The organism is Rhizobium sp. WYCCWR 11128 (assembly GCF_013416305.1).
In the GTDB taxonomy this organism is placed as follows: domain Bacteria; phylum Pseudomonadota; class Alphaproteobacteria; order Rhizobiales; family Rhizobiaceae; genus Rhizobium; species Rhizobium indicum.
The window spans coordinates 30,256-48,486 of the sequence record NZ_JACCEZ010000020.1 but is presented as its reverse complement, the minus strand read 5'-3'; the positions used below and the strand labels follow the sequence as shown (position 1 = coordinate 48,486).

Genomic DNA, 18,231 nt, shown 5'->3' with positions numbered 1-18,231 from the left:
GCCGACCTGGTGGTTATGGCGGGGTGGCTGCACCCGTTCCCTTTCCGAACACGGCCGTGAAACGCCCCTGCGCCCATGGTACTTCGTCTTAAGACGCGGGAGAGTAGGTCGCTGCCAGGTCTGCAAAGCGCAACTGATGTAAAACAATCTTCTCATCACAAACTACGGCCCATAGCCGAAATAAAAGGGCCGCTCACAAAGCGGCCTTTCGTGTTATAATACTGCAGCAAATCTCAAAGATTTGCACATGGCGCGGGGTGGAGCAGCCCGGTAGCTCGTCAGGCTCATAACCTGAAGGCCGCAGGTTCAAATCCTGCCCCCGCAACCAAATTCCTCTTAAAGATCAGCATCTACCTTCTTATCGCTGGCGGAAAAGCTTCGCTTTCCCTGGCGATGGTAGCTCCTCGTTCGCGAAGCTCACCATAACCTGAAGGGTGAGCGGTCGCTCGGGCAACGCCCGATAAAAACAGTCCAGTGGACTGTTTTAAGACCCGAACGGGGCAAATCCTGCCCCCGCAACCAACGATACTTACAAATTTGCCCATTCAGGGTATTTGCCCTTGAGCTCCTCGCCATAGCGGTCGAGGAGCTTTTTGCGTTTCTGCAGGGTGTCCAGCTCCCCGGAGCCAGCTGACCTGCCACGGAACTTCATCCGGCTGCGATGAGAGCCTCGGCGGTTTGATACGCATGGTGCCGTGCAATCGGCGGAAACGCGAAGCTTTCATCTTGCACAGCGAACCACTCGTCTCAAAACGTCCTGAGCCCGGACACATCATAGCCAGCGGCAACATAACTGCGACGGCATTGTATGAGGTGCCTCGCCGTTGTACCATGTAGTCTGACAAGTGCGCGCAGTGCTCATTGTATAGCCGGAGCCAAAGTCCGGGCGCGCTTCAACCCGATGAATAAGTAGCCGGGATCATGGAACTTATCGTCGCCCTTGGCCTGATCGTCTTGAAGGTCGCGTTCCTGATTGCGATCCTGCTGTTGCTACCCTTGCCGCTAACCTGGCTGGAACGCAAGATCGCCGGGCACATGCAGCAGCGGATGGGGCCGATGCGCGTGGGATGGCACGGGCTGTTGCAGCCGGTAGCGGACGGAATCAAGCTCCTGACCAAAGAGGATCACATCCCGGCCGAGGCCGACCGGTTCCTGTTCAAACTGGCGCCAATCCTGGCGCTCGCCCCGCCCTTTGTGGTGTTCGTCGCGATCCCCTTCGGCGAAACTGTCTCGGTCCTCGGCCACGAGATCACGCTCTACGTCTCCAACATGAATGTGGCGCTCCTTTTCGTTTTCTCGGTGATCGGGATCGAGGTTTATGGCGTCATCTTCGGCGGCTGGGCCTCCAACAGCAAATACGCTGTCCTGGGCAGCCTCAGAACCTGCGCGCAGATGATCAGCTACGAAATCCCGATGGGGTTCGCGGTCATCGGCGTGGTCATGCTGGCGCAATCCATGAGCCTTCTCGAGATCGTGCGGGCGCAGGCCGACGTCTGGAACATCGTCTACCAACCGGTCGGATTCTTCGTGTTCTTCATCGCTGGATTGGCCGAAGCGCAGCGCATTCCCTTCGACCTGGCGGAAGCGGAAGGCGATCTAGGGGCCGGGTTCCATACCGAATACAGCGGTATCCGCTTTGCCTTCTTCATGGTTAGCGAATATGCCATCGTATTGCTTGTGTCTGTCCTGGTGGTGATCCTGTTCTTCGGCGGTTGGAACGGAGTTCTGATTCCCTTGCCACCGCTCCTGTGGTTTGTGCTCAAGGTCGCGTTCTTCGTCTATGTGTTTATCTGGTTCCGCTTCACTTTCCCCCGCTACCGCTACGACCAACTGATGGCGATCGGATGGAAAGTCTTGCTTCCTCTTTCAATGGCGAACATAATTATAACCGGTGTACTTTTAGGGGTCGTAGCGGCTCCGTAGCGAGGCGGCGATGTCGCGCGCGCAGGACAGAGTTGGAACATGGATTGGTTGGGCGTTCTTTGCCGATCTGGCGAGCGCCTTGGCTCTGACTTTCGGCTACATGTTCTCCAGATCCGTGACCATGCAGTATCCGGACAAGGAAAAGTGGCTGCCCTACTCCCGCTATCGCGGGCATCACTTCCTGACGCGTGATGAAGAGGGCGAGATCAAGTGCGTGGCCTGCGAACTCTGCGCGCGGATCTGTCCCTGCGACTGTATCGAAGTCGTCCCCTACGAGGACGAGAAGGGCAAGCGGCACCCGGCCAAATTCGAGATCGACACGGCCCGCTGCCTGTTCTGCGGGCTGTGCGAGGACGCCTGTCCGGCGGATGCGATCGCGCTTGGCCAGCAGTATGAATTTTCGAGTTTTTCCTCGCGTGACCTGGTGATCGGGCGCGACGACCTGCTCGCCAAGCCGGGTAAGGCGGCAACCGGCGGGGGCGTGGTTGCCGCGCGCCTGAATACGAAGAAGGACGTACTTGTCGAGACGAAAGAGACGCAGGGCTACAACTGGTGGCGGAATATCCGGCGAACATGAACGCGCGCCAGCTGTCAAACCGAAGCGCTCGGAAAGGAGGCTTAGATGTTTGTCGGTGAAATCATGAAGAACAAGGGTGTCGGTGTCATCGCAGTCGCTCCCGATCAGACGATGGTGGAGGTACTGAGGTTGTTTCGAGACAACAATATCGGCTTCGTCGTCGTGAGCCGATCGAACAGCAAATATCTCGGTACGCTGTCGGAGCGGGACTGCTGCAATGCGGTGGCGGAATACGGGGCTGAGGCGGCGGCGATGCGGGTCGCGGACATCATGAACCGCAATGTGGCGACGTGTTCGACACAGGATTTGCTGCCCGTCGCGATGGGGATCATGACCCAGCGGCGTACGCGCCATGTGTTGGTCACGGATGGAGGCGACGTTGTCGGCGTGGTCAGCATCGGCGACGTGGTTAAACACAGGCTCGACGAAGCGCAGCGTACAGAGCAGGATCTGCAGGATTACATATGCGGGACTAGGTATCACTGACGTCGCCAACTCGATGTGAAGACGCTGGGGCGGGCAGCTTGCCGCGGGGCCTTGCGGTGCCCCGACCCCAAATCTTCAGACCCCACGCCAGATCCGGCCTGGGCGGTCGACCTCAAGAGTCGCATGCGACTTCTGGACTTCCACCGCGCATGGATATTCGCCCCGCCGCAGCAGGCTGTTGAGACGCAAGGCTCTATAGTTTTCCGGAACGAAGACGAGGCCCTTGGGAAACCGCCTGTCGACCTTGAGCTGCGCCGTCAGTTCGCCCTGGCCGGAACGCACGATTACCTGATCACCATCCGAAAGGCCAAGCTCCGCGGTATCCTGCGCGCTCATCGCGACATAGGGATCGTTGGCGACCGTGTTCAGGATGTCCGACCGTTCGGAAAGATATCCGTTGTGGAACAGGCAGTCGCCGGTGATCAGCATGAGCCGGTCGGCTGCTGTTGGAACGGGTGGCGGCGCAAGGAACACGCCAGCCGGTAATGTTGGCACCGCCTTGGTGAATGCGCCGTCGGCGCCAAGCCCGTCCTGCGTCAACCCCTGATAGGCCGGAAGCAGCCGGGCAATCTCGTCGAAAATTTCGGCTTGCGTCGATGGCCGCAGCGCCTGGTTGCGTAGCGCCGCGACGAAGTCGACAATCGCCAGATTGCCTCGCGCCTCGAAAACGGGCTCACTGAATTTGCGAACATTCTGGATCCGACCCTCGTTGTTGGTGAACGTTCCGGATTCCTCGCCGTAGCCCGCCGCGGGCAAGACGACCTCGGCCATGCCCGCCGTATCCGTGAGGAACGCGTCCTGCACGATCAGGAGATCGGCGGCGCCAAGCGCCCGCGTCACAAAGTCCCGGTCGGGATAGGCGACCAGGAGGTCGGTTCCGACGATGTAGAGCGCGCCCATCCGCCCACCGACGCAGAGCTCCAGCATGGCGTCGAGATCCGCGCCGGGTTCAGACGGGATTTCGGCGCCCCAGTTTCGTGCAAGAGTTGCGCGCGTCGCGTCATCGGCGACCGCCCGCAGCCCCGGCAGAGCCGCCGGCAGGACCCCCATGTCCCAGGCGCCCATCTGGTTGGCACGGTCGAAGAGAAACTGCATCGCCGGGTCTTTGCCGAGCAGGCGGAGAACGTGCAGCAGGTTGTTGAGCTGCTGCAGCGTCGCGCGCGCTTCGGGTGATCTCAGGAGGTCGACGCTGACAAGCACGGTGACGCTGCGGCCTTCCTTGAGCGCGGCGGCCAGGCGATCCGGCCCGTCACTGCCGGCGCCCGCCGCCGGCCTGCCGATTGCCGCGTCGATGTCCGCAAAAGCGCCGCCCGGCAAGGCCTGACCAGCTGCCGCCACGAGACCGGCCACCACCGCCGCAAGGCTTGCCGCTTCTCCGCCCGGAGGCACACGAACCACCACCCTGGCATCGGCGTCCAGACGCGATGGCCGCGCCGATAGCATGAGCAATCCGGTCTGCCGCCGCCGCGCGCCGTCCCGCAGCAGGTATTCGGTGACCGGGTTCTCCTCGGTTATATTGCCTCCGACGACGAGCACGCAGTCGTTGCCGATTACGTCGTCCAGCGGCGTGCGGCTGTAGAAAGTTCCCAATAGCGGGCCGAGCGTATCGAAGGGCGCGGCCCAGCGTGACGAACAATCAATGTTGTTGGTCCGGAATACTGTTCGCATCAGCTTCTGGAACTGATAAAGCACCTCGTTGGGCAGGCGAGGCGAGGCCAGCCCGCCGGCAGCCTTGCTCTCGACGGCCAACAGTCGCCGGCGCAGATAGCCCCCCGCTTCGTCCCAGGAAACCGGAACCAGGGCGCCATCCTGACGGATCATTGGCTGCTTGATCCGGTCCCGGCTTGCAACGAAATCGAGACCGAAGCGTCCTCGCACGCAGAGAGTTTCGTGGTTGACACCTTCGTCCCACTTCGAGCGCACCCGCATGAACTCGCCCTTGCGCGTGCCCACCGTCAGCTGGCAACCGGTGCCACAATGCGGGCAGACCGTGTCGGTCTCTACGAGATCCCAGGGGCGCGCCTTGTAGCGGTAGGGGAAGCTCATCAGCGCGCCGACCGGGCAGACCTCGACGCAATTGCCGCACTGGTCGCAACTCGCCAGACTGCCCTCGAAGCCGGTGACGGCGGTATCCATGCCTTTTTCGACGGTGCCCAGCGCCACCGCGCCGACGACCTCCTCACACATCCGGACGCAGCGCTGGCACTGGATGCAGCGGTTGACGTTCATGATGATGACCGGGCTCAGACGAATGTCCTCGGAGTGGAACACACGTTTGTCATCGCGGAATTGGCTTTCGCGGGGCCCGTAGGCCATTACCATGTCCTGAAGCTCGCATTCGCCGCCCTTGTCGCAGATCGGGCAGTCGAGGGGGTGGTTGGCGAGCAGCATGTCGAGCATGGAAGAGCGCGTTTCCTCGATCAGAGGCGTGTTCGTCCGCACGACCATGCCATCAGTGACCGCAGTGGCGCAGGACGGCTGCAACCGCCGCACGCCCTCGATCTCCACCAGGCACATGCGGCACGAAGCCAGCGGCGGCAGCCGCTTCAGATAGCAGAAGGTCGGGACGTCGATGCCCAAACGCTGGGCGGCCTGCAGCACAGTCGAGCCAGCCTCAACTTCCAGCGTTTGTTCGTCGATCGTGACTTTAAGCATGGTTTCCTCACAACCCTGATCCAGCACTCCTTCAGTGAAACGGGCACCTCCGCTCCTCGACATGGGCGACGAATTCATTTCGGAAATGCGCGAGTGCTGCACGCAATCCCATCGCTGCACCGTCACCCAAGGCACAAAACGTATTGCCGAAAATGCCCTTGCAGAGCATCTCCAGCTGCTCCAGATCGCCGGGTGCGCCATCCCCGCCTTCAACCCGGCGCAGGACCTTCACGACCCAGTTCAATCCTTCCCGGCAGGGCGTGCACTTGCCGCAGGACTCATGGTGGAAGAACTCGATGATCCTGGTGGCGACCTTGACCATGCAGGTGCTATCGTCGATCACGATAACGCCAGCCGAACCGAGCATCGAGCCGGCGGCAGCCAGCGAGTCAAAATCCATCCTCACGTCCAGCCCGTGCTCAGGGATGACCGGCGCTGAGACCCCGCCCGGGATCACCGCCTTGATCTTGCGTCCCGGCAAGGCCCCACCGGCATGTTCCTCGACCAGCTCGCGCAGTGGTATGCCCATCGGCAACTCGTAGAGGCCGGGTTTGCGCACCTGCCCACTGAGGCAGTAGAGCTTCGGGCCGGGGCTCTTGTCCGGGCCGATGCCGCGGAACCAGTCCGCGCCCCGCGCCACGATATGCGGCACGCAGGCCAGCGTCTCGACATTGTTGATCACAGTCGGGCTGGCGTAGAGCCCGGCCACGGCCGGAAACGGCGGCTTCAATCGCGGCTGCGCCCGCTTGCCCTCGAGCGACTCGAGCATCGCAGTCTCCTCGCCGCAGATATAGGCGCCTGCGCCGCAGTGGATGTGGACGGCGAAATCGAAATTCGAGCCCAGAATGCCCGTTCCCAGATAACCCTTTTCGTGTGCCTCGGCGATCGCCTGCTCCAGGCGACGGATCGCCGTCACATATTCTCCGCGGATGTAGACATAGGCGGTTTTGGCCCCAATCGCATAGGCGCTTACCGCCAGCCCCTCGATGAGTTGATGCGGATCGCGCTCCATGATGATCCGGTCCTTGAAGGTGCCTGGCTCGCCCTCATCGGCGTTGCAGCAAAGATATTTCGGCTTGTCGACCTGCTTCGGCACGAAACTCCATTTCATGCCCGTCGGGAATCCGGCACCGCCGCGACCGCGCAGGTTGGACTGTTTGACGAGGTTAACGACCTCGTCAGGCGTGTATTCGCGCAGCGCCTTCGCCAGTGCCTGGTAGCCGCCGCCAGCCTCGTAGGTCGACAGCAGGTGACTGTCCGGCGCGGCGACATTCTTGAGGAGAACCGGCTCGAACATGGCGCTACTCTCCCTGCGGTCGCGTAGAGGGCTCGATGCTCGCGACCCGTTCCGTTGTAGCCCGCAGGTTGTCCAAAAGTGCATCTATCCGCGCGACATCAAGGGCACCATGGTAATCGTCGCCGACCTGCATCACCGGAGCCATCTCGCAGGCACCGAGGCACTCGACGGAGGAAAGCGTGAACATCCCGTCCGGCGTGGTGTCGCCCTTCCTGATCGCCAGCGCCGTTTCCAGATGCTTCAGCAGGTCCTCGGCTCCGCACAGCATGCAGGAAACATTGTCACAGAGTTGCAGATGGAACATGCCCACCGGCTCGGTATGGAAGAGCGTATAAAAGGTCGCCAGCTCGTAGACCCAGATCCGTTCGACTCCGAGAATGTCGGCGACTTCTTCCAGCACCTGACCAGGCAGATGGCCATGCTCCCTCTGCGCGATCAGAAGCGCGGGCATGATCGCAGAGCGCTGGTCGGGATACCGCGCCGCTGCGTCTTTTATCTTTTCGCGCATGGTCATTGCATTCAAATCCCTGCTACTTGTCCACCTCCGCCATCACTGGGTCGAGACTGCCGAGCACGGCGATCATGTCCGCCAGATAGCGGGCGTTGGTCACCCCGAACAGTCCCTGAAGGTTGACGAACGAGGGTGCCCGCACCTTCATGCGGAATGGTTTTGGCGACCCGTCGCTGATGATATAGAAGCCAAGCTCGCCCTTTGGCGCCTCGATCGCCGAATAGACCTCGCCCTTCGGCACCTTGAAGCCATAGGCCGACAGGTCGAAATGCTGGATCAGTGCTTCCATCGAGCAATGCACCTTGTCCTTGTCCACCGGGAAGGCGATTGTTGGCATGTCGATCTGGAACGGCCCCTCGGGCATCTGGTCGAGGCATTGCTCGATGATCCGGACGCTCTCGCGCATTTCCTCGACCCGACATTGCCAGCGCGCATAGCAGTCGCCCTCGTCGCGCGTGATGACGTTGAAGTCGAGCCGGTCATAGATCTCATAGGGCTCGTCGCGACGGATGTCCCAGTCGACGCCCGAAGCGCGCAGGTTCGGACCGCTCAGGCCAAGATCGATGGCGTCCTCGGCGGAGATCACGCCGATCCCCTGCGTGCGCTTCAGGAACACCCGGTTGTTTTCGAGCAACCGCTCATAGTCGCGGATCCGGTTCGGGAAGATGTCGCAGAACTCCCTGATCTTGGGAAGGAAACCGTCAGGCAGATCCTCGCGCACTCCGCCAACCCTGCAGAAGGACGTGTGCATGCGCGCACCGCTGATCATTTCCAGGAGGTCCATGATCATTTCGCGCTCCCGCATGGCGTAAAGCAAGGCGGTCATGGCGCCGAGGTCCATCGGCAGCGCGCCGGTGATCAGGACATGGCCGGAGATCCGCGCCAGCTCGGCCATCATCACGCGGATATATTGTGCGCGGATCGGTGCTTCTATGCCGAGGAGTTTCTCCACCGCCAGCGCGAAGGCGAGGTTGTTCGACGGTGGACAGAGGTAGTCGAGCCGGTCGGTGAGCGGAAAAATCTGGGTGTAGGTGAAGCTCTCCGCCAGTTTTTCGGTGCCGCGATGGAGGTAGCCGATGTGTGGATCCACGCGCTTGACGTACTCGCCGTCCAATTCCAGGACGAGCCGAAGAACCCCATGCGTGCTGGGGTGCTGGGGGCCGAGATTGAGAAGCACCTCCTTGGTGTCGAACGCTTCGCCTTGCGGGCTGATCAATTCGGTGACTTCGGTCATTTTAAGTTCCCGGCGTGGAGCGGCCTCCCTTATGGAATGTTCTTGGTGGCGAGGTCGGGCTGCGTCGGTGGCGTGCCTTCGGCGCCAAACGGGTTCAGCTTGTCCTTGTAGCCACGGAGCGGAAAATCCTTGCGCTGCGGGAAGCCCTCGAACCCTTCCCACATGTAGATCCGGCGCAAATCGGGGTGGCCCTCGAACCTGATCCCGTACATATCCCAGGCTTCGCGCTCATGCCAATTGGCGGTTCGCCAGATCCCCGTCACCGACGGGACCCGCGGCGGATCGGCGAGGCGGCATTTGATGCGAACGCGCAATTTGTTCGGTAGCGAATAGAGGTGGTACACCGTCTCGTAGCGTGGCATCTCAGGATAATGATCGACCCCGCAGATGTCCGACAGGAAGTTGAACCGCAACGCCGGGTGTTCCTTCAGAAACCGGCAAAGCTCGACGATCATGTCAGGCGGAGCGGCGAAGGCATGTACACCATGCGCGAAGCCAAGATCGTCGATTGCCTCGCCGAAACGCTCCGTGATCGTAGTGCAGATGAGGGGCGTCTCCACACTCATGACGCTGCAACCCGACCCAGAGGAGTCCCGGCCAGTGCTCGGGATTTTTTGATCTTCTCCTGAAGTAGCAGGAATCCATGCATCAGCGCCTCGGGCCGCGGCGGGCAGCCGGGCACATGCACGTCCACCGGCACGAAGGTCTCCGCTCCCTGCACCACGGCATAGGTATTGTAGACCCCGCCCGAGATAGCGCAGGTGCCCATGGCGATAACCCAGCGCGGCTCCGGCATCTGGTCATAGAGCCTGCGCACGACGGGAGCGAATTTCCGCGTCACGGTGCCGGCGATGATCATCACGTCGGACTGGCGCGGCGAAGGCCGGAACACCACGCCGAACCGGTCGAGATCATAGCGGGCGCACCCCGCCGAGATCATCTCGATGGCGCAGCAGGCAATTCCGAAGGTCTCGGGCCACAGCGCCGATTTTCGGCTCCAGTTGATAACGCTCTCGGCCGTGGTGAACAGCACACTGTCGCGGATCGCATTGTTTACGCCTCCCATTCCAGCGCTCCCTTCAGCCAGGCGTAGGCGAAGCCCACAAGAAGCAGCACTATGAAGACGAACATCTCGACATAACCGACGAGCCCGATGTCTTTCAGGACAACGGCCCAGGGAAAGAGGAACATCGTCTCGACATCGAAGACGACCAACAGGATCGCGAGAATAAAGAACTGCACCCTGAAGCGGCCCCCGGCGGCGTCGCCTGCTGGGTCCATGCCGCATTCATAGGGCATGTTCTTTTCGGGATAGGGATTGGACGGGCGCAGCAGTGAGGAGACAAAAAGCGTCGCCCCTGTCACCAGAACAACTCCGGCGACCATGAAAAGAACCGGCAAGAATTCCATTGCAGTCATATCACTGCACCGGTTGCCCACTGCAGGCTTTTCTCGGGCCGCCGCCCCTGTTCAGGGCCGTAATGCGGTCGCCCCGGGGAATCGACTTGGGCAATCCTTTCTTGAGCTTCGAGTTTATTCCGTCGGGCAGATCATTGCAAATTCAATCGGTCAGCCGCCAAACACCGAGTTTTGAGCAAGCCTCAGAAACCAGGCGGGAAACAGGCCGATGCCGATGGTGCCCAAGGCGGTGAAGGCGAGCGTGGCGCGCACCGAGGGCGTCAGCGCCGGGTCGAACGTCCTTTCCGGCTCGCGCATGTAGATCACCATGACGATGCGGATGTAAAAGTAGGCGGCGACGGCGCTCAGCAGCACCGCGATCACCGCCAGCATGACGAAACCTCGCTCGACGAGCGCGACCAGCACATAGAACTTGGCGAAGAACCCGGCCGTCGGCGGAATGCCGGCGAGCGAGAACAGATAGAGCAGCATCAGAAGCGCGAGCCCGGGACGGGACTTGGCGAAACCCGAGTAGTCTTCGATAACCTCGCCCGAGAAATTGCCGTTCCGCATCATGATGACGGTGGCGAAAATGCCGAGATTCATCAAAGAGTATATCAGCAGGTAGAGCATCACGCTGGCGATCCCGTCGGCACCGCCGGCCACCACGCCAAAAAGGGCGAACCCGGCATGGGCGATGCTGGAATAAGCGAGGAGCCGCTTGAAATTATCCTGCACCAGCGCCACGAAACTGCCGAGCGCCATCGTCACCACGGCAATGACCGCGACGATGATCCAAACGTCCGAGGCTGCTACCAGCGGGTTGAGGAACACCCGCAGGATCACTGCGAACCCCGCCGCCTTGGGGCCGACCGACATGAAGGCGGTGATCGTCGTCGGTGCGCCTTCATAGACGTCCGGCAACCACATATGGAACGGCACCGCGCCGACCTTGAAGACCAGCCCCGCGACGATGAAGACCACCGCCAGCAACAATCCGGGATCGAGCGGATCGCCGGTGACCGCCGCAGCCATCCCGTCCAGCTGCGTCGTACCGGTGAGCCCGTAGACCAGCGAAACGCCGTAAAGGAAAATCCCGGTCGAGACCGCGCCAAGGATCACGTATTTCAGCGCCGCTTCGTTTGACCGCCGCTCTCGCCGCAGGAATCCGGTCAGCACATAGGTGCAGAGCACCATCAGTTCGAGGCCCACATAGATCGAGAGGAGATCGGTCGCCGAGGCCATGATCATCATTCCCGAAAGCGCAAAGAGCAGCAGGACATAGTATTCGCTGCTCCCGATCCCCTCGATATCCGCATATTTTCGCGAAAGGAGGAATGTCAGGATGGTGGCCAGGTAGAACACGAACTTGAAGAAGACCGCGAAGCGGTCGGCGACGAACATGCCCGTATAGGCCGGCCGCACCTCGCTCGAAAGAATGAGTGTCGCCAAGGCGGCAATCAGCACGATCGCGACGGAAGCCCAGACCAGGAAATATTCCTGCCCCCTGCGCACAAGTTGTCCCAGGATCAGCAGGATGCAGGCTCCAGTGATCACCACGATCTCGGGCAGGCTTGCGAGAGCCGACTGGAAAAGTGCTGCGGCGGTCATGGGCCGCTCCCCTTATCGTGCACCTGAGCCAGCAGATGCTTCACCGAGACGTCGATGATGCCGAGAAAGGGTTTCGGATAGAGCCCGACCCACAGCACTAACACGGCCAGCGGCAGGATCGCTGCCATCTCGCGGGCGTTCACGTCGCATATCTTGAACCGGGCGCCGACGCTGGCGGGACCGAGCGCGACTTTTCTGTACATGCCAAGCAGATAGGCCGCGCCCAGCAACGCGCCCGAAACGGCCGCCGCGCCGACGGCCAGGTTGGCCGCAAACCCGCCGGACAACACCAGCAATTCGCCTATGAACGAATTCGTTCCCGGCAGCGCCATCGACGATAGGGTGAACAGCGCGAGAAACGCTGTGTAGACCGGCGCCGCCTTCATCAACCCGCCATATTCGGCGATGCTGCGCGTATGTGTCCGCTCGTAAATCAGGCCGACGAACAGGAACAGGGCGCCCGTCGTTACGCCATGATTGAACATTTGCAGGATGCCGCCCTCGAGCCCGCGCAGGTTCAATGCAAAAATCCCCATCGTCACGAAGCCCATGTGGCTGATGCTGGAATAGGCCACCAGCTTCTTCAGGTCGTCCTGCGCCAGCGCAAGCAACCCGCCATAGACGATCGCAAGCGCCGAAAGCGAAAGCATCAGCGTCGAATAATACACCGACGCCTCCGGCAGCATCGGCAGCGAGAACCGCAGGAACCCGTAGGCGCCCATCTTCAGGAGCACCCCTGCAAGGATGATGCTGCCTGCCGTCGGCGCCTGCACATGGGCGTCCGGCAGCCAGGTATGGACCGGCACCATCGGCACTTTGACGGCGAAGGCGATCAGGAAGGCGAAGAACAGCCAGGACTGGACCGGGAACGGCAAATCCTGCGCTGTCAGCGCGAGGATGTCGAAGGTCTCGCCGCCGTTGAAATAGAGCACGATGACACCGATGAGGAACAGGAGGCTGCCCGCCAGCGTGTAGAGGAAGAACTTGAGCGCCGCATATACCCGGCCTTCGCCACCCCAGACGCCGATGATCAGGTACATCGGGATCAGCATCGCCTCCCAGAAGACGTAGAACAGGAACAGGTCGAGCGCGCAGAACACCCCCAGCATCAGCGCCTGCATGGTGAGCAGACTGACCATGAACTCCTTCACCTTGCGATCGATCGCGACCCACGAGGCGAGCACGCAGATAGAGCCCAACAGCGCTGTCAGGAACACGAAGAGCGCGCTTATCCCGTCGATACCAAGCGCATAGGTTATCCCGAGTGCCGGCACCCACGGGTGCGTCTCGGTGAACTGCATCGCGTGGGTCGTTGTGTCGAAGCTGGCCAGCATAGCGATGGAGAGAGCAAGGTCGAGGACGGTGACACCCAGCGCTGTCCACCGCACCGCATCGTCGCTGTGGAGGAACATCAGAACCACCGCCCCGGCGACGGGCGTGAACATGATGAGACTGAGTAGCGGGAACTCCATCGCACCCCCTACCGCCACGCCACGGCGAAGACGACGGTGGCTGCGATCACACCGGCGATCATCGCCAGCACGTAATGGGTCACGACGCCGGTCTGGAGCCGCCGCAGCGCCCCGCCGCCGCGCAGGGTCAAGCGGGCGACACCGTTCACGACGGCGTCAACGCCGGTGACATCGATCCGCAGTCCCATTCGCGCCGCCCCATGCAGGAAAGGCAACACAGCAGTCTCGGACACGTCGCTCACCGCCTTCTCGTAGCGCGCCAGCGGTTTTCCGGCGATCCACATGAAGACCCGTGCGCCCTTGCGGTAGAACCAATCGGTGTCGATGCTGATCGTGTTCTCGGGGTCGAGCGCCCTGAGGAATATGACAAAACCCAAGGCGGTGAACATCAGCACGCCAAGGCTCTCGGTGACATGGACGCCGGTGTAAGGTTCGTAGTCCACCGGATAGGGCAGAAGATCGTAAAGCGGCTGAGGGAACACCCCGATCGCGATGCAGAGCACCGCCGCCATGCCCATCGCAACCAGCATGTTGCGGGGCGGCTCCCGCGCCTCCAGCCCACGGTCGGTGCCAAAGAACATGTAGTATGGCAGCTTCAGTCCGGTGTGCAGGAACGTCCCCGCCGACGCCATCGTCAGCGCGAGCACCATCACAGCGCGGTGATCCTGTCCGGCGGCGGCCACCACCATCGACTTGGTGACGAAGCCCGAGAAGAATGGAAATGCCGAAATCGCGAAAGCGCCAACCATGTAGAGCGCCACGGTCACCGGCATGGTCTTGTAGAGCCCACCAAGCTCGGTGAGCTTGCGCCGGCCGGTGACGTAAATCACCGCCCCAGCACCCATGAACAAGAGCGCCTTGTAGAGGATATGTGCGAAGGCATGACTGGTGGCCCCGTTCACCGCCATCTCGGTGCCGACGCCGACGCCCGCCACCATGTAGCCCACCTGGCTAACGATGTGATAGGCCAGTAGCCGCCGGCAGTCGTTCTCCAGCACCGCGTAGACGACGCCGTAGAGCGCCATCGCGGTGCCGAGCCAAACGAGAAGTTCAGTTCCCGGAAACGCCCGCGCCAGCACATAGACGGCGGTCTTGGTGGTGAAGGCGCTCATGAACACCGCGCCGGTGACAGTCGCCTCCGGGTAAGCGTCGGTCAGCCATGCGTTGAGCGGCGGCACAGCGGCGTTGAGCATGAACCCGGCAAGGATCAGGTAAGCGCCGACGCCCATCTCGCCTGCGATCGGGCCGAAGAGCAGCGAGCCAGTCGAGAACCCGTAGAGAATGACGCCGCCCAGTAGGACGACGCCGCCAGTGATATGGACCATGAGATACCGGAACCCGGCGGCGATCGCCTGTCGGCCGCCTTGGGCGAAGACCAGATAGGCAGAGGCAAACGCCATGCCTTCCCAGAACAGGTAGAGCGTCAGGTAGTCGCCGGCGAACACGATGCCGAGGGCGCTGCCGACGTAGACAAATGCAGCGACATGCTGGCCGGGGCGAGGCAGGTGTAGCGCATAGACCGTTCCGATCAGCGCCATGATGGTGAAAACGGTGGCGAAGACGATGCTCAGCTTGTCGACCTTGGCTATGAGGATTTCCTGCCCGATGAACTGCGTCGCGCCGTAGCTTCCCGGTTGTACCGTCAGCACGGCGAGGATCGCCAGCGCCGGGATCAGCAGCAGATAGGCTTTGCGGATCGATCCGTTCAGGAAAGGGATCGGCAGGGCGCCGAGAATGAACAGCAGGGCGGGATGGACGAAGTCAGTCATAATAGTCCTCGCGCCGCATGAGCCCAGCCCGATGGCCGAGGAACTTGGAAACGAAAATCAGCAGCACGCAGGATAAGAAGCCGTAGACGGCCGACCAGCCCGGCAGGCGGTCCCACAGGTATTCGGCGTGTTCGCGGTGGACCAGAAAGTCGGCGATGACGATCAGAACGAGCACCAGATAGAACAGCCGGCGGCGCTGGCTCGCATGTTCCTCGTCACCAAAGAAGTCGACGACACGCTTGATCATCTGACAACTCCTTCCGCCAGGGCGAGGAAATAGCCGGGAAAGATGCCCATCGACACCGACAAGATGGCGGTCGCAATCAGCGGGATCGTCATCATCGGAATTTCACGGACCGTCGCCGGGCTCTCCTGCGCTTCCGTCCCGAAAAAAGCGACATAGCTGACAGGCAGGAAATAAGCTGCGTTCAGGACCGAGCTCGCAAGGAGCACGACCAGGAACGCAATTTCGCCCGCCTCCACCGAGCCCCGCGCCAGATACCACTTGCTGACGAAGCCCGCGGTCGGCGGCACCCCGATCACGCTCAGCGAGGCGACGAAAAAAGCACCCATCGTCCAAGGCAGCCTGCGGCCGATGCCGGCCATGTCGCTGATATTCCGCTTTCCCGACGCGCAAAAGATCGAGCCGGCGCAGAAGAAGAGGGTGATCTTGGAGAACGCATGAGCCGCAATGTGGATGATGCCGCCGACCATCGCGACCGGCGACAACAGAACCGCGCCCAGAACGATGTAGGAGAGCTGGCTGACCGTCGAATAGGCGAGCCTCGCCTTCAGGTCGTCCCGCGTCAGGGCATAGACGGACGCCATCAGGATCGTGAAGGAGACCAGATAGGCCGTGGCGATGCCCAGCCCCAGCCCGCCCACCAGCCCCGTGCCGAAAATGTGGAATACCACCCGCAGCACGCAGAACACGCCCATCTTGACCACTGCCACTGCATGCAGGAGCGCGCTGACCGGTGTCGGCGCCACCATCGCGGCAGGCAGCCAGGCGTGCATCGGCATCACCGCAGCCTTGGCAAAACCGAAGAGATAGCAGAAATAGACGACAGTAAGCATCGGGGCCGAGGCATCGACCCGCGAGAGCAGCCCCCCCGCCACAAAATCGAGCGACCCCGCAATGTGGTAGGTCAACGCCAGCGCCGCGAGAAGCAGGCTTTTCGACGCGCCCATCAAATAGACGAGGTACTTGCGGCTGCCCGCCCATCCCTGTTCATCCTCGTGGTGGTAAACAAGCGGATAGGTCACGAGGCTAAGCATCTCGTAGAAGATCACCAGCGTGAACAGATTGGCGGAAAAGGCGCCCCCGACGGCCGCCGCGAGGCTGGTGGCGAAGCAGGCGAAGAACCTAGTCTGCGCATGCTCGTTCAAGTGGCGCATGTAGCCGATGGAATAGATCGCCGCCACGATCCACAAAAGCGACGAGACGGTGGCGAATACCATGCCGAGCGCATCTACCCGGAAAGCGAAGTCTATCCCCGGCAAAATTTCGAACAGGCGCAAATCGACCGTCCCGCCCGCCAGCACCGTGGGCGCCATCGAGACGACAATCGCGAACATGGCGATTGCAGCGAGCGGCGAGACGATATCGCGGAGCTTCTCGCGGTTGTGCAGAAGGAGAACGGCAAGGGCCGCCAGGCCTGCTATGGCGACGGCAAGCAGCGGCCGGATCGATATCACCGGGTCCAAAGCCGCTATCCTTTCATCATGGTCACTTCGTCGACCTTGAGGGTGGATTTGTTCCTCACGAGGGCGACCAGGATACCGAGGGCGACGGCAACTTCCGCCGCGGTGATTGCGATGACGAAGATCGCGAAGATCTGCCCGCGGAAATCGCCGTAGTAACGCCCGAAAGCGATGAAATTGATGTTGACCGAGTTGAGCAGCAGCTCCAGCGACATCAGCACGACCAGGATATTGCGCCTGACCAGCACGCCCGCTGCTCCGATCACGAACAGGACCACTCCGAGTAGAATGTACCACGAGAGCGGAACCATCATCCCTGCTCCTTCCGCGCCAGCACGATGGCGCCGACCAGGGCGGCCAGAAGGATGACGGACGCAGCTTCAAACGGCAGGAGATAGTCGGCGAAAAGTGTCGTGCTGAGCTGCCTGATCTGATCGCCGCCGCCCATGGCAGCGGGCTCCGTGATCGAAAAGCGGTCGCTCCAGAGCACCAGCACAAGCATCTCGATCCCAAGCAGGATGAGCAGCACCATGGCCGGCAGGTTGCGGCCCGGCAAGAACCGCTGCAACACCGCTTCACGTACATCGATCATCATGATCACGAACAGGAACAGGACCATGATCGCGCCGACATAGACGAAGATCTGGATCACCGCGAGCAACGGCGCCTCGAGCATAACGAAGATTGCCGAGATGTTGAGGAAACACGCCATCAGCGCCAATGCGCTGTGCACCGGATTCCGGGCCAAGACCACCGTCAGGGCCGTGATCACGGACACCGTAGCGAACAGAAGAAAGAACCCCGGATCCATCGACGCCGACCCTCCGACGCGAACCGCTACCCGGCGCGAGACGGCCGGATTTGAGATTGCGCCGCAACTTCCGATGCGTTCACAAATTGTGCCCTAATATTGGATTTTTCACAAGATTATTGTCATTGGCGGAGCAAGACCGGGTCGGTCCGGATGTGGCGAAGGTCGCTTGCGAAGCGCGCGCTTTCGATAGCGCCGTACCGATTTTATTGTTCCATAGGCAAATGGCTTGAGCCGGTCGGTACCGACGTTTTGTTACGGCGTAGTGGGAAATTTCTTCCAAATAACACCGGCTGTTTCGCCGAAGTTACAAGTCTCTGTGGCTTCAGGCCCCCGCAAGAAGGCGAAGCCGACGCAGCGGGACAGAAAACACAAATCCTGAAACCGAAACCAAACTTCCTTCCAAAAATCAAACGCTCTTCGTGGAGCAGCCCGCTCGGCGGACAATCGATTCACTCGATCGATTACTTATCCGCCTCGCCTCGCCAGGCTCATAACCTGAAGGGTGAGCGGTCGCTCGGGCCTCGCCCGATAAAACAGTCCACTGGACTGTTTTAAGACCCGAACGGGGCAAAGCATGCCCCCGCAACCAGATTCCCCAATACACTCCAGAGACCAAAACACAAAAGCCCTCCGACAAGGAGGGCTTTTTGCGTTTCCAGATGTGATCGAGGAGTTAACCCCTCAGCAGGGGGCCGCAACAAGGCCAGGCGATGATGAATGGCCGATCTGCCTATATGCCCGTTCGAGCGTCTGAACCACGTCCTCGCCTCGATAGGTGAA

17 protein-coding genes, 1 tRNA gene and 1 rRNA gene are annotated in these 18,231 nt (G+C 61.2%); 5 read left to right on the top strand and 14 right to left on the bottom strand.

Going from position 1 to position 18,231, the window contains the following annotated elements:
- Positions 1-5 precede the first annotated feature (5 nt).
- The 5 genes from rrf (at position 6) to HX898_RS32595 (ending at position 2,986) form a co-directional block, all read left to right on the top strand.
- Positions 6-120: ribosomal RNA gene (gene rrf / locus HX898_RS32615) — 5S ribosomal RNA — on the top strand.
- 131 nt (positions 121-251) lie between these two features.
- A tRNA-Met gene (locus HX898_RS32610) sits at positions 252-328 on the top strand.
- A gap of 593 nt (positions 329-921) precedes the next feature.
- Positions 922-1,923, top strand: a complete 1,002-nt coding sequence (gene nuoH, locus HX898_RS32605; protein ID WP_138334946.1) for an NADH-quinone oxidoreductase subunit NuoH — start codon at positions 922-924, stop codon at positions 1,921-1,923.
- A 10-nt stretch (positions 1,924-1,933) separates the two neighbouring features.
- The gene (locus tag HX898_RS32600) at positions 1,934-2,500 is read left to right on the top strand and encodes an NADH-quinone oxidoreductase subunit I (RefSeq protein WP_138334947.1); all 567 of its coding nucleotides are present in this window, start codon (positions 1,934-1,936) and stop codon (positions 2,498-2,500) included.
- 45 nt (positions 2,501-2,545) lie between these two features.
- Positions 2,546-2,986, top strand: a complete 441-nt coding sequence (locus HX898_RS32595) for a CBS domain-containing protein (protein ID WP_138334948.1) — start codon at positions 2,546-2,548, stop codon at positions 2,984-2,986.
- 75 nt (positions 2,987-3,061) lie between these two features.
- Here HX898_RS32595 and nuoG read toward each other — a convergent pair whose 3' ends face one another.
- From nuoG to HX898_RS32525, 14 genes are all read right to left on the bottom strand, one after another.
- Entirely contained in the window at positions 3,062-5,641 is a 2,580-nt protein-coding gene (gene nuoG, locus HX898_RS32590; RefSeq protein ID WP_180196783.1) for an NADH-quinone oxidoreductase subunit NuoG, read from the bottom strand.
- Between the two features lie 31 nt (positions 5,642-5,672).
- Entirely contained in the window at positions 5,673-6,938 is a 1,266-nt protein-coding gene (gene nuoF, locus HX898_RS32585) for an NADH-quinone oxidoreductase subunit NuoF (protein ID WP_138334949.1), read from the bottom strand.
- Between the two features lie 4 nt (positions 6,939-6,942).
- Positions 6,943-7,452, bottom strand: coding sequence for an NADH-quinone oxidoreductase subunit NuoE (gene nuoE, locus HX898_RS32580; RefSeq protein WP_138334950.1), 510 nt, complete (start codon positions 7,450-7,452; stop codon positions 6,943-6,945).
- 16 nt (positions 7,453-7,468) lie between these two features.
- A complete protein-coding gene (gene nuoD, locus HX898_RS32575) occupies positions 7,469-8,683 on the bottom strand; it encodes an NADH dehydrogenase (quinone) subunit D (RefSeq protein ID WP_138391162.1) in 1,215 nt (404 codons plus the stop codon).
- A gap of 29 nt (positions 8,684-8,712) precedes the next feature.
- Positions 8,713-9,249, bottom strand: a complete 537-nt coding sequence (locus HX898_RS32570; protein ID WP_180196782.1) for an NADH-quinone oxidoreductase subunit C — start codon at positions 9,247-9,249, stop codon at positions 8,713-8,715.
- The gene (locus HX898_RS32565) at positions 9,246-9,749 is read right to left on the bottom strand and encodes an NADH-quinone oxidoreductase subunit B (RefSeq protein ID WP_063474344.1); all 504 of its coding nucleotides are present in this window, start codon (positions 9,747-9,749) and stop codon (positions 9,246-9,248) included. The genes HX898_RS32570 and HX898_RS32565 overlap by 4 nt, the downstream gene beginning before the upstream one ends.
- A complete protein-coding gene (locus HX898_RS32560; RefSeq protein ID WP_138334953.1) occupies positions 9,737-10,102 on the bottom strand; it encodes an NADH-quinone oxidoreductase subunit A in 366 nt (121 codons plus the stop codon). Before HX898_RS32560 ends, HX898_RS32565 begins: the two co-directional genes overlap by 13 nt.
- Positions 10,103-10,252: 150 nt before the next feature.
- A complete protein-coding gene (locus HX898_RS32555) occupies positions 10,253-11,692 on the bottom strand; it encodes an NADH-quinone oxidoreductase subunit N (protein WP_138391160.1) in 1,440 nt (479 codons plus the stop codon).
- Positions 11,689-13,164 carry an NADH-quinone oxidoreductase subunit M gene (locus tag HX898_RS32550; RefSeq protein ID WP_180196781.1) on the bottom strand — a complete coding sequence of 492 codons (1,476 nt, stop codon included), beginning with the start codon at positions 13,162-13,164 and terminating at the stop codon, positions 11,689-11,691. Before HX898_RS32550 ends, HX898_RS32555 begins: the two co-directional genes overlap by 4 nt.
- 8 nt (positions 13,165-13,172) lie before the next feature.
- Entirely contained in the window at positions 13,173-14,933 is a 1,761-nt protein-coding gene (locus HX898_RS32545) for a Na(+)/H(+) antiporter subunit D (RefSeq protein ID WP_180196780.1), read from the bottom strand.
- A complete protein-coding gene (locus HX898_RS32540) occupies positions 14,926-15,180 on the bottom strand; it encodes a hypothetical protein (RefSeq protein ID WP_063474349.1) in 255 nt (84 codons plus the stop codon). The genes HX898_RS32545 and HX898_RS32540 overlap by 8 nt, the downstream gene beginning before the upstream one ends.
- Positions 15,177-16,640: a monovalent cation/H+ antiporter subunit D family protein gene (locus tag HX898_RS32535; protein ID WP_180196779.1), complete on the bottom strand. Its 1,464-nt coding sequence runs from the start codon at positions 16,638-16,640 to the stop codon at positions 15,177-15,179. Before HX898_RS32535 ends, HX898_RS32540 begins: the two co-directional genes overlap by 4 nt.
- 5 nt (positions 16,641-16,645) lie before the next feature.
- Positions 16,646-16,948, bottom strand: a complete 303-nt coding sequence (nuoK, locus tag HX898_RS32530) for an NADH-quinone oxidoreductase subunit NuoK (RefSeq protein WP_026265523.1) — start codon at positions 16,946-16,948, stop codon at positions 16,646-16,648.
- Entirely contained in the window at positions 16,948-17,448 is a 501-nt protein-coding gene (locus HX898_RS32525; RefSeq protein WP_138334957.1) for an NADH-quinone oxidoreductase subunit J, read from the bottom strand. Before HX898_RS32525 ends, nuoK begins: the two co-directional genes overlap by 1 nt.
- Positions 17,449-18,231 lie beyond the last annotated feature (783 nt).